General features: G+C 68.4%; 8 protein-coding genes. 4 read left to right on the top strand and 4 right to left on the bottom strand.

The genetic code is table 11. The annotated features are described in order from the left end of the window. Positions 1 to 60: 60 nt before the first annotated feature. On the top strand, positions 61 to 1581 hold the full coding sequence (locus tag NRB56_RS03045) for a serine/threonine-protein kinase (RefSeq protein WP_153338882.1): 1521 nt from the start codon (positions 61 to 63) through the stop codon (positions 1579 to 1581). Between the two features lie 88 nt (positions 1582 to 1669). Here the strand turns inward: NRB56_RS03045 and NRB56_RS03040 are convergent, their stop codons facing one another. The 3 genes from NRB56_RS03040 to eccCa all read right to left on the bottom strand — a co-directional run bounded on the left by NRB56_RS03040 (position 1670) and on the right by eccCa (position 6502). Next, complete coding sequence (locus tag NRB56_RS03040) at positions 1670 to 1981, bottom strand: WXG100 family type VII secretion target (RefSeq protein ID WP_153338881.1); 312 nt, start codon at positions 1979 to 1981, stop codon at positions 1670 to 1672. A 43-nt stretch (positions 1982 to 2024) separates the two neighbouring features. After that, positions 2025 to 2339 (bottom strand): WXG100 family type VII secretion target, encoded by a 315-nt coding sequence (locus NRB56_RS03035; protein WP_019929478.1) that lies wholly within the window; start codon positions 2337 to 2339, stop codon positions 2025 to 2027. A 143-nt stretch (positions 2340 to 2482) separates the two neighbouring features. Beyond that, positions 2483 to 6502 carry a type VII secretion protein EccCa gene (gene eccCa, locus NRB56_RS03030; protein WP_153338880.1) on the bottom strand — a complete coding sequence of 1340 codons (4020 nt, stop codon included), beginning with the start codon at positions 6500 to 6502 and terminating at the stop codon, positions 2483 to 2485. A 72-nt stretch (positions 6503 to 6574) separates the two neighbouring features. Here eccCa and eccD point away from each other — a divergent pair, with 72 nt between their 5' ends. Together eccD and mycP are read left to right on the top strand one after the other, a co-directional pair. Next, positions 6575 to 8149, top strand: coding sequence for a type VII secretion integral membrane protein EccD (eccD, locus tag NRB56_RS03025; RefSeq protein WP_227837076.1), 1575 nt, complete (start codon positions 6575 to 6577; stop codon positions 8147 to 8149). 47 nt (positions 8150 to 8196) lie between these two features. Further along, positions 8197 to 9585 (top strand): type VII secretion-associated serine protease mycosin, encoded by a 1389-nt coding sequence (gene mycP / locus NRB56_RS03020; RefSeq protein ID WP_153338879.1) that lies wholly within the window; start codon positions 8197 to 8199, stop codon positions 9583 to 9585. A 1073-nt stretch (positions 9586 to 10658) separates the two neighbouring features. Here the strand turns inward: mycP and eccB are convergent. Continuing rightward, the gene (gene eccB / locus NRB56_RS03015; RefSeq protein WP_153338878.1) at positions 10659 to 12155 is read right to left on the bottom strand and encodes a type VII secretion protein EccB; all 1497 of its coding nucleotides are present in this window, start codon (positions 12153 to 12155) and stop codon (positions 10659 to 10661) included. 113 nt (positions 12156 to 12268) lie between these two features. On the opposite strand from eccB, the gene eccE reads away from it, so the two are divergent. Next, positions 12269 to 13912: a type VII secretion protein EccE gene (gene eccE / locus NRB56_RS03010; RefSeq protein ID WP_153338877.1), complete on the top strand. Its 1644-nt coding sequence runs from the start codon at positions 12269 to 12271 to the stop codon at positions 13910 to 13912.

Raw genomic sequence — 13912 nt, 5'->3', positions numbered from 1 at the left:
GTGCCGGGTCGGCCGGCTTGCTAGATTCCTTGCGTCTGACGTGAATACGAGGAGGACCGAATGCCGTTGCAACCCGGCGCGATCGTGGGTGGCTATCAGGTGCTCGGTGTCCTGGGCAGCGGCGGAATGGGCACGGTGTATCTGGCCCGCAATCCCACCCTCCCCCGCCGGGACGCCCTGAAGGTCCTCAGTGCCGAGTTGTCGGTCGATCCCGAGTTCCGCGCGCGATTCGAGCGGGAGGCGAATCTCGCTGCGGGACTGGATCATCCCAATATCGTCGCCGTCTACAACCGTGGCGAGGAGAACGGTCAGCTCTGGATCGCGATGCAATTCGTCGAGGGCACCGACGCGGCCGAGGAGGCCCGCAAGGGCCCGTCGATCATGACGGCCCAGCGGGCCCTGCGCATCGTGTCGGAGGTCGGCAAGGGCCTGGATTACGCCCACCGCCGCGGCCTGCTGCACCGCGACGTGAAGCCGGCGAATTTCCTGCTGTCGCAGAGCGCCGGTGAGGACGAGCGAGTTTTCCTCACCGATTTCGGGGTCGCGAAATCGGCCGAGGACGGTCAGGATCTGACGGCGACCGGGCAGTTCATGGCGACCGTCGCCTACGCGTCGCCGGAGCAGCTGACCGGCGAGGCACTCGACCACCGTTCGGACATCTACAGTCTCGGCTGCGCCTTCTTCCGGCTGCTGACCGGCCAGAACCCCTATCCCGCCACCGCGCCCGCCCTGGTCATGATGGGTCACCTCAACGATCCGCCGCCGCGGGTGAGCCCTCTGCGCCCCGATCTGCCGCCGGCTCTGGATCACGTCATCGCGAAGGTGATGGCGAAGAATCCGGCCGACCGCTACGGCAGTTGCCGCGAATTCGTCCGGGACGCCGAGGCGGCCATGTACGGCACGCAGCGCGGCTACCACGCTCCGCCGCCGGGCTATTCGACCGATCCACGGGTGTCGATCAACGGTTTCGGACCCCGGTCCCCGGAGACGGCGGCCCGCCTCGCCCGGACCGAACCGGTGCTGTCGACCACGAAGCCGAAATCCCGGCGGCCCTGGATCATCGGCGCCGCGGTGGTGGTGGCGGTCGTCGCGGCCGCCGGCATCTTCTTCGCGGTGCAGGGCGGCGGCAGTTCGCCGAGCACCCCCGGCGGCGACCAGCTCAGCCAGGTCCGCAGCAAATATCCGCAATTCGACGGGAAGACGGTCACCGCCTTCAACGTGGGGGATTCGACGCTCTCGGTCGATCTCACGCCCAGCGATCAGTCGAAATTCCTGCAGGCCATCGGTTTCCGGTACAACGACAACTACAAGGCCGTCGGCGACGAGAAATCACCGCGGCAGCTGTCGTATGCCGGACTCACCGACACCAGCCACACCGACGTGATCATGGTGCTGCGCACCGACAGTCAGGCCGGCAACGGCGGATTGCGCGGCGTGCCTGCCGCGCTGCTCGCGAGTTCGGCCACGATCGTGGTGGTCGACGATCCGGCCACCATCCAGGCATTCCAGGTGTGGACCGACCAGTCGACCGCCGCCCTGGTCGACAAGATGGTCCCGACCATCGCCAAATCGGTGAAGTAGCCCCGGCCGCGCACGAGCCCGTCCCCGGACACGACGAAGGGGCCCGAGCACCGAGAGGTCCGGTGCGCGTGGCCCCTTCGCCGATGTATCAGGCACCCATGAAGATCTGGGCGTTCCCGTTGTCGGTCGACTGCATGTGGGCATTGCCCTCCTGCACGGTGGCGCCGAGCTTGCGCAGCGTCTCCTGCAGCTGGTTCGACCGGTCCTGCCACTTCGTGTGCAGCGCGTTGAAGGCGTCGTTCGCGGAGCCGTCCCAATCCGTGCCGGCGACCGAAGTGACCTTGTCCTTCAACTCCTCGATCGCGGTCAGGATCTTTCCGGCCGTGGCCTGGATATCGATCGAATGGGCGTCCACCGCGGAAAAATTGTGGAAGATCTCGCCGGTGGTTTCTCCAGCCATTTTCAGCACCTTTCGAAAAATGAAGTACGACTGTCGGTGGTTTCTACAGGCCCTTGAGCGAGGCCGCGGCGCTGTTCAGCGAATCCGACAGCAGACTGTCCGCGTTGGTGACCTTGACGGACGCGTCCTTCACGTTGTCCGCGTGCTGCTGCAACGCGTTCACCATGGCGTGCGCCTCGTCCCGATACTCCTGGATGACCCGGTCGAAGATCATTCGGGCGGCCGGGGACCGCCAATTCGCCACCAGACTTTCCTTCTGGACCTCGAGGGCCGCGAGCAGGCCGTCGATCTCCGCCCGCTTGTCGGCCATATAGGTCGACAGACCGACAACCTGTTCCGTCTGCTTCATACCGGCCATTGCTACTCCTAACGGTTTCGAACGGGATTCATCCGATCCTTTTCGGAACGCATTGTGATGTCACCCGAATCTGTCGTACAGATGCTTCGACGCTCGAAGCGCCCGGACGGTTCCGGCGCCGTTCGTATCACAGGATACGCACATCATGCCGGTGTCCATGCCGTCTGAATAAGGTCAATTCCATTTCGAGTCACCAGCGTGCCGCGGCCGTCGGGCATGGCACTGGGCCTGACACCTCCGATCAGATTCCCCTCCTCTCGGTTGCCGCTCATGATGAGACCGGCGCTCGCCAAGTCCTTCAGCCGGGAGATCACGGGGTCGTACATCGCGCGGGCGGCGCCGCCGGAACGGCGCGCGACGATCATGTGCAGACCGAGATCCCGTGCCAGGGGCAGGAATTCGACCAGAACCGCGAGCGGATTCCCGGTGGAGGTGGCGACCAGGTCGTAATCGTCGACCACCACGTAGACGTCGGGCCCGCTCCACCACGACCGCTCCCGCAGTTGCTGCGGAGTCACGTTCGCGTCCGGCATCCGGCGCTGCAGCACGCCCACCAGATCGTTGATGTTGGTGGTCAGCATCTGCGCCGACGACGCGTAGGCGGCCTCGTTCGGAATTCCGGCGAGGTCGATCAGGCTGCGCCGATAGTCGGACAGGATGATTCGCGCCTGATCCGGCGTATTGACCGCGCAGATTCCGGTGACGATGTTCCGCAACAGCGTGCTCTTGCCGCAGGCGGTGTCGCCGAACACCAGGAAATGCGGACTCTCGACGAAATCGAGGAACACGGGAGCGAGTTCGGATTCGTTGATACCGATGGGGATTCGCGAACTCCGGCGGTCGGCGTCGACCGGCGCCGCATTCACCAGCTCCAGCAGTTCGGTGCGGGCCATGCGTTCCGGCAGCATGCGTACCGCCGTGGCCGGCCGGCCACGGTTCGCGGCCGCGATGGTCCGGACCGCCGCGACCACCGCCGGACCCAGGCTGACCGGATCCGAGACGCCGTCGATCCGCGGCAGCGCGGTCAGCATGTGCAGGCCGTCGCGGGTGATACCGCGGCCCGGCCGCCCGATCGGCACCAGCGAGGCGATCTTGCGGCCCAGATCGGAATCCATCGGATCGCCGAGCCGCAATTCGACCCGGGTCATGATCTGATCCTTCAGCGCCGGACGCGCCTGCGCCCAGCGGTTCAGCGCGATGACCACGTGTACGCCGTAGGACAGACCCTGGATGGCGAGGTTCATGATCGGGCCCTCCAGGGCCTCGAAATCCTCACGGATCGAACCGAATCCGTCGATCACGAGGAACACGTCGCCGAACGGGTCCTCGTGCGCGCCCGCGGCCGCCGGGCTGCTCGCCGGATCCAGCGCCCGCAGCCGCCGGAATTCGGAGAGGTCGATACCCAGTGCCCGGAACCGCATCTCGCGCTGCCGCACGATTGTCGTCATCTCCGCGACCGTGCGGCGGACCTTGTCCACGTCCTGGCGGGTCGCCACCGAACCCACATGCGGCAGTCCCTCCAGCGCGGTCAGCGTGCCGCCGCCGAAATCCAGGCAGTAGAACTGCACCTGCTCCGCGGTGTGGGTCAGCGCCATCGACATGATCAGCGTGCGCAGCACCGTCGACTTGCCCGACTGCGGGCCGCCGACCACCGCGACGTTGCCCGCGTTCGTGGACAGATCCACCAGCAGCGGATCGCGGCGCTGGTCGAAGGGCCGGTCCACGATGCCGATGACGGCCCGCAACGGCGCCGCCGGATTCACGTCGCCGGTGAGGATTCCGCGCGGCACCAGGGCGTCCAGCGTGGGCGGCGCGCCCAGCGGCGGCAGCCAGATCGCGTGCGCGGGCCGGCCGTGGCCGCGGATGCGGGACACCATCATCAGCAGGTTGGAGATCTTCTCGCTCTCGTCCTGGGCGTCCTCCACGATCGCCGGCGCCGTGGGCACCGGAAGCCGGTCGCTGTCCCGGAAATTCACCATGTCGGCCGTGAACGGCCGTGCCGTGACGTCGATCTCGCCGCCGATGACATCGTCCGGGGTCACCTCGCGCTGCGCACCGGCGCCGAGATAGGGCCCGGACACGTACGCCGCCTGGAACCGCTGGATCTCCCCGGAGTCCGCCTTCAGATAACCGCCGCCGGGATTGGCGGGCAGGTTGTAGGCGTCCGGCACGCCGAGCACCTGCCGAGATTCGTTGGCGGAGAACGTCTTCAGGCCGATGCGATACGACAGATGGGATTCCAGCCCCTTCAGCCGTCCCTCCTCCAGCCGCTGTGAGGCGAGCAGCAGATGGACGTGCAGCGAGCGGCCGAGCCGGCCGATCTGCAGGAACAACTCCGCGAAATCCGGGTGCTGCGAGAGCAATTCGGAGAATTCGTCGAGCACCACGAACAACGCCGGCAGCGGATCGAGTTCGGCGCCCGCGGCGCGCGCCTTCTCGTAATCGCTCACGTTCGCGAAATTGCCGGAGGCGCGCAGCAGTTCCTGGCGGCGGTTCATCTCACCGGCCAGCGCGTCGCGCATACGCTCGACGAGATCGGCCTCCTCCTCCAGGTTGGTGATGATGGCCGCGACATGCGGCACCCCCTCCAGCCCCAGGAAGGTCGCGCCGCCCTTGAAGTCGACCAGCACCAGATTCAGCTGATCCGGCGAATGGGTGGCCAGCAGCGAAAGCACCAGCGTGCGCAGGAATTCCGACTTACCCGAACCGGTGGCGCCGATGCACAGGCCGTGCGGGCCCATCCCGTTCTCGGCGGCCTCCTTGATATCGATGAACACCGGCAGCCCGTCGGCCCCCACCCCGAACGGGACCCGCAGCCGGTCGCGGCCGTAACGCGGCCGCCAGGTGGATTCGGGATTGAAGACGCCGATGTCGCCGAGGCCCATCAACTGCGCCCACGAGGAGATGGCCTCGCCGCTCTCCTCCACGACCTCGCCGCCGCGCTGCACCGCGGCCCGATACGGGGCCAGCCGGCGCGCGGTCTGCTCGGCCTGCCGCGCGCTGATCCGATCGATGATCGCGAAACGTTCCATATTGCCGGTGGCGCCGCGGCCGACGCAGTCGCCGTTCTCGATCACCATCTGAATGCCGCGCGAAACCGCAAGGCGCGGTGCGTAATTGCACAGATCGATGATGGTGACGCCCTCGAACCCGGACTCCCGCAGCGGATCCTCCTCCGCCTCCAGCAGTCCGCCGTCGACCACGACCAGCACGTGCACCAGATTCTGGTTGGCCGGCTGATTACGCGAATAGCGAGCCCGGTTGTGCAGCAGCGGAGCCAGTCCCGCGTTCATCTCCCGGACCGACCCGTACACCATGCGCTCGGTGCCGATCCCGTCCTGACTCTCCGGATGCTGGGTGTGCGGCAGCCATTTGGTCCACTCCCACTCGCGCGCGGTGTCGGTACCGCAGACCACCGCGACCAGCACCTGATCCGGGGCCTGGAACATGCACAGCTGCAACAACATCGCACGGGTCATGTCCCGCGCCTGGCCGCGGTCGCCGTTGAGCTGGATCGCGGCGAAACCCTTCACCGCGATGGCGGTGGGCAGGTCCGGCACCGTGGAATGGGTACGGACGAAGCGCCGCAACGAGACCGCCGCGATCGGCTCCAGTTCCTCCACCGGACCCGTCTCCGGCGAGACCAGCCGCGTCGCCAGGCGCTGGCCGCCGAGGCCGATCCGCGCGTGGCAGAAGTCCTTGTCGCCGGGGCGGCGTTCCCACATGCGGCTGGTACCGGCCAGCATCCAGACCAGACCCGGTTCGGGATGGCTCCATTCGACGGCGGCGCGCTGCTGCCGGGCCGTCTCCTCCACATCCCGGCGAACCTGATCGAGGTAGCGCAGATAGTCCTTGCGATCCTCGTTGGCCTCGGCCGCCTTCTGCCCCCGGCCGCCCTGGCCGGCGAACATGCCGACCATCGAGAAGACCATCATCATCGGGAACATCATGCTCATCGGGTTGGAGGCGATGCCCCCACCGTGCGTGAACATGATCGCCATCATGCCGACCATGCCGACGACCATGACGAACGGCATCAACTTCGACAGCAGGCTCGCGGGGATCGCGCGCGGAATCTCCGGCGGCGGTTGCAGGGTGACCTCGCCGCCCGGAATGCGCGGAACCTCTCGGCGCTGCCGGCGCTGGAACCGGACCGTGCTCATCGGACGAAAGCCCCCTTTCGCGTCCCCTTTTCACTGCCGTGCTGCGGACTCAGTGTAGAGGCAGCAGCCACGATGACGTACAGTTCGGACAGCATCCAGCAGGTGAGCCCCGGTCGGCGACAGCGCGAACGCCGACGAGAACCCGAGATAGATCAGAAGTTGGGGGAAGGTGTGACCCACGCACGACTGGACCATCTGGACGGGGATCCGGCCCGCGGCATCGTGCGGGCGCCGGACCTGGCCCGGGTGACCATCCTCGCCAAACACACCCAGGTCGACATGGCGATTCCGGTCGATGTCCCGGTCGCGCTGGTCATCCCCAGTGTCGTCGACATGGTCGCGCAGCACAGCCGCAGCAACGACTTCGACCACACCGGAGAGCAATTCGAGCCCGCCGAATGGGTGCTGGCCCGCATCGGCCGTCCCCCGTTCTCCAGTTCGCTGAGCCTCGGTGAGCACGGGGTGCGCGACGGCGAACTGCTCATGCTGGAGAACGCCGACCACGTGGCGCCGCCGCCGCTGTTCGACGACATCATGTACAACGTCGCCATCGCCGACGCCGACCATTTCCGCGCCTGGTCGCCGCGCGTCGCGCGGGTCACCGGCGCGGTCGTCGCGGTGCTGGCCATGCTCGCCGGCTGCGCCGGGCTGCTGGCCGCCCCGACCGCGATGCCGGGCTGGCTCACCGGCTCGGTGGCCGCGCTGGTGGCGCTGCTGCTGGTCGTGTCGGGCATCGTGTTCGCGCGGGTGTACGCGGATCCGACCACCTCGATGATCCTCGGCGGTTGCGCGCTGCCGAGCGCGTTCTGCGCGGGCATGCTGATCGTGCCGTTGCAGCACGGCGAATACGGCTGGGCCAACATACTGCTCGGCGCGGTCCTCGTCGGCGCGGTCGCGGTCCTCGCCTGGCGGGTCGGCGGCGCCGGATCGGCCCTGTTCATCGGCGCCTCCACGCTGGCCGTGTTCGCGGTCCCGGCCGCGCTGGTCGGACTGCTGACCACCCAGCCGGGCCGGGCGATCGGCGCGGGGGCCGCGGCGCTCGCGCTCGGCGCGCTGTCGCTGGCGCCGCGGATCTCGATGCTGCTGGCCAAACTGCCGCTGCCGCCGGTCCCCTCCCCCGGCACCCCGATCGACCCGACCGAGGACGATCCCGACGACCACCGCGCGCTGCCCACGATGGAGGTGTTGCGCGCGAAATCCGAACGGGCCCGGATGTATCTGGCCGGTTTGGTCGCGGCGACCGCACTGGTCACGGTCGCCGGCGCGATGGCCGCGGCCGACCCGAGGGCCGGCTCGCCGTACTGGCCGGGCATCGCTCTGGCGCTGGTGTGCGCGGCGGTGCTGTTGTTCCGCAGCCGCACCTACGCGGGCGCCGAGCAGGCGGTGGTGCTGCTGGCCGGTGGCTCGGCCGTACTGCTGATCATGATGTGCGTCGCCGCCTTCACCCTGCGGCAGCCGCTGGCGGTGTTCGGCGCCGCGATGGTGATGGTGATCGCGGCGCTGATCATGGGCACCGCGGTGCCGCACCAGACCGCGACGCCTCCGCTGCGCCGCGCGATCGAGCTGCTCGAGTACGCGTTCGTGGCCGCCATTCTGCCCCTGGTGTTCTGGGTGGTCGAGCTGTACTCGCTGGTTCGCTCGCTGTGACTTCGCGCGTCCTGTCGATACGGCCTCGAAAGCGCTGCGGCCACACGATGTTTCGCCTCGTCTCCGCCGTACTCGCCGTCGCTTGTGGCGTCGCGCTCGGCGCCGGCGGCGCGGCGGCGGACCGGCCGCCCCCGGTCGTCCCGGGCCTGATGCCGCCGGGGCCGCCGATGGGACCGCCGGAGGACACCGAACAACCGGCCAACGCGCCCTGCGTGAGCACCGTTCCCGGTGGCGACGGACCGGCCGTTCCCGCGGCGCAGCGGGCTCTGAACCTCGATCGGGCCTGGCAGTTCTCCCGTGGCGCCGGGCAATTGGTCGCGGTCATCGATACCGGGGTGGCGCGCCATCCGCGGCTGCCCGGGTTGATCGGCGGCGGCGACTTCGTCTCGCGGTCCGACGGCACCGAGGACTGTGACGGGCACGGGACCGCCGTGGCCGGGGTTATCGCGGCCGCCGTGGTGCCCGGCCAGGGCTTCGCCGGGGTCGCGCCCGAGGCCACCATTGTGAGCATTCGGCAGTCCAGCGAGTTCTTCCAGGCCAAAGGCCGCTCCCAGCAGAAGAATCCGGAGGATCTGCCGGACGGCTACGGCAACACCCACACCATGGCGTGGGCGATCCGGCGCGCGGCCGATATGGGCGCGACGGTCATCAACGTCTCCGAGACCACCTGTCCGAGCGGGCCGCTGCACGACGAGGACCTCGGCGCCGCATTGCAATACGCGGCGGTGGAGAAGAATGCCGTGGTGGTGGTCGCCGCGGGCAACAACGATGTGTGCCGGGGCACGAATCCGGTGCAGGATCCGGTGGATCCGGCGGCGGATCCGTGGAGCAAGGTCACCATGAATGTCTCGCCCGCGCGGTACGACCAGTACGCGCTGTCGGTGGGGTCGGTCGACGGGAATGGGCAGCCGTCGAAGTTCACCGTGCCTGGGCCTTGGGTCGGTGTGGCTGCTCCGGGTGAGAACATCACCTCTTTGGACGTGAACTTCGCCGATCCGAACAGTCGGGGGACTACCGGGGGGTTCGTCAAACGTGGGCAGCAGTCGGCGGTTTCGGGGACCAGTTTTGCCACGCCTTACGTGGCGGGGGTCGCGGCGCTGGTGCGGGCTCGGTTCCCGCAGTTGAGCGCGTTGGAGGTGATTCAGCGCATCGAGGCCACTGCGCATGCGCCTGCTGAGGGGTGGGATCCGTATCTTGGTTACGGCACTGTGGATCCGGTTCAGGCGTTGACGGCCGAGGTTCCGAACACGTTGCCGGCGAAGCGTTCCGGGGGGGCTCAGAGTTGGCAGCTGCCGGTGCCCAGTGCGCCGCCGGGGGCGGACGACACTGCGCGCAATGTGGCGTTGATCGGTACCGGTGTGATCGCGGTGTTGCTGGTGCTCGGGTACCTGGCGTCGTTTCCCTTGCGTCGCCGCTTCGGTGTACGGGAGGATTGAGAATTGGTGTGAGGGGTCAGGGACAGGCTTGTTGGGGCTTGGTGTTGGGCCTGCTTGTTGGTGACGGGCTGTGTTTTTTGGCCTCCGCTTCGCTCCGGCGGGTTCGCGGCCCTGCGGGCCCGATCCTTCCCTCCTCCGGCTCCTCCGCTTCGCTCCCCCGCCTCCGTCAGTCCAGGATCGGGCCGGGCCGCGAACAGGAGGGTTACCCCTGCGTATCGGTGACCGCATTCAGGGGAACGGGGTTACGGCTGCGGAAATGGTGACCGGGTCCTGGGGAGTGGAGTACACACGGCTGCGGAAATGGTGACCGGGACACGGGGAGTCGGGTACGTACGGCTGCGGCAATGGTGACCGGGACACGGGGACTGGGGTACGTACCGCTGCGAAATGATAACCAGGACACGGGGACTGGGGTACGTACCGCTGCGAAATGATAACCAGGACACGGGGACTGGGGTACGTACCGCTGCGGCAATGGTGACCGGATCACGGGGACTGGGGTACGTACGGCAGCTAATTGGTGACCGGGTTGGGGGAAGCGAAAGCACTGGGCCTGCGAATTGCTGACGGGGCGGCTGCGGAAGCGTTGGGGCTGCGAATTGATGACCGGGGACGGGCCGACACCGAGACAGCCGGCTGCCGTGCCGAATCGGCCTGTGGTTTACGCAGAGCCGACGCGTCCTTCGTGCCGTCCCGGCTTGCGTCCCAGCCACCGACCCGCAGTCGTACAACTCCTTCTCGCCTCTGATCACCGATACACAGACCCAACGATCCCGCTCCCCATGATCCGGTCACCGTTCCGCAGGTGTACCCCGTTCCCCTGAATGCGGTCACCGATACGCAGGCGTAGCGCTCCTGTTCGTGGCCCGGCCCGATCCTGGACTGACGGAGGCGGGGGAGCGAAGCGGAGGAGCCGGAGGAGGGAAGGATCGGGCCCGCAGGGCCGCGAACCCGCCGGAGCGAAGCGGAGGCCAAAAACACAGCCCATCACCCCCAAGCAGGCCCAACCCCAAGCCTGTCCGAGTCCCAGACCCCCGCGACCCCACCGCAGCAAAGCAGAGGCCAAAACACAGCTAGTTGGTGCCGGCGCTGTCCTGGCGCGACTTCACCAGTTGCCGGGCCGGATTCGGGTCGGGGGCGACGCCGTCGTGGGCGACCATCGCCTCCTGACGGCCCAGTGCCGGGCCGGCGGCGAGCAGACCGGCGATCGGCCACGGTGCGGGTTCGGGTTTGGCGTGTTCGGGGTCCATGCCGAGGGCCTTGCCCGCTTCGGCATCCTTTATGCCGAATCGGACGCCGGTGTCGGCGATGAAGAACAGGCTGTCTCTCCGGGCGCTGTCCGGCTCGATGCCGGTGGTCTGCACGAAGATTCCGGTGCCGGGGGTCGAATAAAATTGCTCCGCACCATGATTCGCGGCGTCGGCCTGTGCCAGGCGGACCGGGGCGGCGTTGTCGGGGATCGGCAGCGCGTGGCCGGTCAGCACGGCCAGGTCGGCGTGCCTGCTGTTGTCGGCCTTGTCCGCGCCGCTCAACGGTTTCCAGGACAGGCAGCCGACCGGCTGGTCCTTGGCGTCTACGATCTGCGGGGCGGCATCCGGGTATTTCGAGACCGCCAGTTGGTCAACGACATTCGTGTTGGAGCGGTCGAATCCGGTGATCTGCGCGTCCGGCGAGGTGGCCGGGTTGGAGTTGCGGATGATGTCTGCCGTCAGCGGGGACACGGGCTGCAGCCCGTCTCGCAGCACCACGTAGTTCTGGTTCTCGGTGGCCAGGTAGACCACGTCGCCGTTGCGGTGGCCTGCTACCGGTTTGATCGGTACCCCGCCCGGGTCGGCGATCTTCGGCGCCACGATGGGCAGCACCTCCGGGATCGCGTTCAGCAGGCCCTCGCTGATCGGGCGGGGGGTGAAGCCTCGGATGCGCAGCGCGTCGACCACCGCGCGGGTGTTCATGTCGACTCGGGCGCGCTGGTTGTCGTAGACGAGGTAGGTAGCGTCTCGGCCTTGCACCAGCAGCGCCTTTCCCTTGTCCAGGGTGGTGGCTCGGTCGCCCAGTACGGGGTTTCCGGCGATTACGGTGGTGGTGAGGGCGTTGCTGCCGTCGTTGCGCAACTCGTCGCACACCGTCCAGGTCCGGCCCTTGCCGTCGGTGCCGAAGTTCAGCGAGGCGGGTGCGCCGGGGATGCCGATCAGCGGGCCCCGCGGTTTCTTGGCCAGCTCGGATTCCTTGATGGACACCGCTTTGTCCGGCGCGCCGACGGCCAGCCGCGCCGAGGACAGGTTCAGCGCCGGGTGCACCACGCCGTCGATGACCGCGTACACGGCTCCGGAATCCTTGCCGATCAGGATCTTGTTGTCGCCGATGGTGCCCTGCGGCCGCAGCAGCGCCAGCACGCCGCAACCGGCCAGGGCCACACAGCCTATGACCAGGCCGACAGTGTAGGCCCGGGACTGCGAGCGCATCGGGTCGTGCAGCATGCGCACATCGCGCCGCACCAGGGCGTGCTCCATCCGCCGGACCAGGAAGCGATAACCGCTGATCTGCCAACGGGTGGTCGGCTTGGACGGCATGAGTCCTCCCCCGGACGGTGCTCAGGTTCGCTGAACACAGTACAGTTCACAGCACGTGAAGTTCAGCTCGGCCATCGAGATCGGGCCGGGCGCCAGGTGTCCGGGAGACGACGATGGCCGAATTCGACGCCATACGCAACCGCCCGCTCCTCGGGCGCATCACGCTGCCGAATCTGGTGGCGGCGCAGCTGTTCGGCCTGGCGGTGGGCCTGATCGGGTACGCCGCGGGCCTGCCGGGCTGGTACGCGCTGCCGGCGGCGGTGGTTGCGGGAGCGGTGCTGCTGATCCCGATCGGCAAGCGCACGCTGTCGAGCTGGCTCGCGACCTGGTGGCGTTACCTGGCGCGACAGGACTATTCGATCGGCGACACCGTCGACTTCCGCGGTCCCGACGGCCGCTCGCTCGGACTGTACTGGGAGGGCAGCCGGGTCGTGGCGGTCGTGGAGGTGCTGCCGCCGCGCGGCGGCCTCACCCGCATCGACCGCTGGTCCGTACACGCCTCGCATCTGCTGCCGCTGCCCGAACTGGCGGAATGCCTGACCCAGCACGACATTCTGCTGTCCGGCATCGACATCATCAGCCACGGCCACCGCAGCCGGTCCGGTACCCCGGCCGGCGCGATCTACGAGACGCTGCTGGGGCCGTTGCCGGCCACCGCGTATCGCACGGTGTGGCTGGCGATCAGCTTCGACACGCTGCTCTGTCCGGGCGCCGCCGACCGGCGCGGCGGCGGCGCGGAGGGCGCCTGCCGGGCGGTCACCATCGCCACCCAGCGCATCGTGCGCGCGCTGGAGGACGCCGACTGCTCCTCGCGTATCCTCACCGCCCCCGAGATCAAACAGGCTGTGCTACAGGTCAGTGCGGGCATCGACCCCCGCACGATCCGGCACCGCTGGCGGCACGCCGCGCTCGGCAGCGCCGTGAACATCGGCGGCGCGGTCGATCCGAAACAGCTCGGGACGGATCTGCTGGCGCTGCTGTGGGTGGCGCCCTCGCTCGGCACCACGGTCTCGGTCCGGTTGCGCCCGGGCAGCTCCCCCGACACGGTCGGCATCGGCGCCGCCTGGCGCCTGACCACCCGCGACCTGCCGGAGAAGCTCCGCTACCGGCATATGGTGTCGCTGCACGGCAGGCACCGGCAGAGCCTGCTCGCGCACTTCCCGATCGGGATCCCCGGCCTCGACGACACGGTGCCGATGGCCGAGTACCCGATCGACGTGATCGGTGCGCTGCACCTGCCCTCCTCCGGTTGCGGCCAGCTGATCGGCTCCGACGAGCAGGGCAACGGTGTCGCGATCCGCCTTGTCGGACAAGGTATCTCGACGGTGTACGTCGCGGGCGAGCTGTATCTCGCGCAGCAGCTGGTGTTCCGCGCGCTGGCCGTCGGCGAACGCGTCCTGGTCCGCACCGACCGGCCGCAGGCCTGGGAACAGCTGGTCACCACGATCGGCAATCCCGACCGCCTGGCACTGGCGGTGGAGACCCACCAGAGCGACGCCGGCTACACCGCCGCGGTGGTCGACGGCGTGCTGGCCCCCGCGCCGCACGCCGGTGTCACCACCATCTACGTGGCCGGCGACCCGATGGGCTGGCCCGCCACCAGACCCGATCTGTCGATCCACCAGCCCGGCGCGATCGGCAATCACGTCGTGTTGCGCACCGGCACAGCGCAAGTGGAGCTCACCCTGGTCTCGATCCCCCGCGAGACCACCTACATCAACCGCCCGCGCGGCACCCGGCCGCTGGCCCATCAGTAG

This window comes from Nocardia aurantia, assembly GCF_009604425.1.
Classification (GTDB): domain Bacteria; phylum Actinomycetota; class Actinomycetes; order Mycobacteriales; family Mycobacteriaceae; genus Nocardia; species Nocardia aurantia.
The sequence above is the reverse complement of the archived record's forward strand: the minus strand, read 5'-3'. Positions and strand labels throughout refer to the sequence as shown.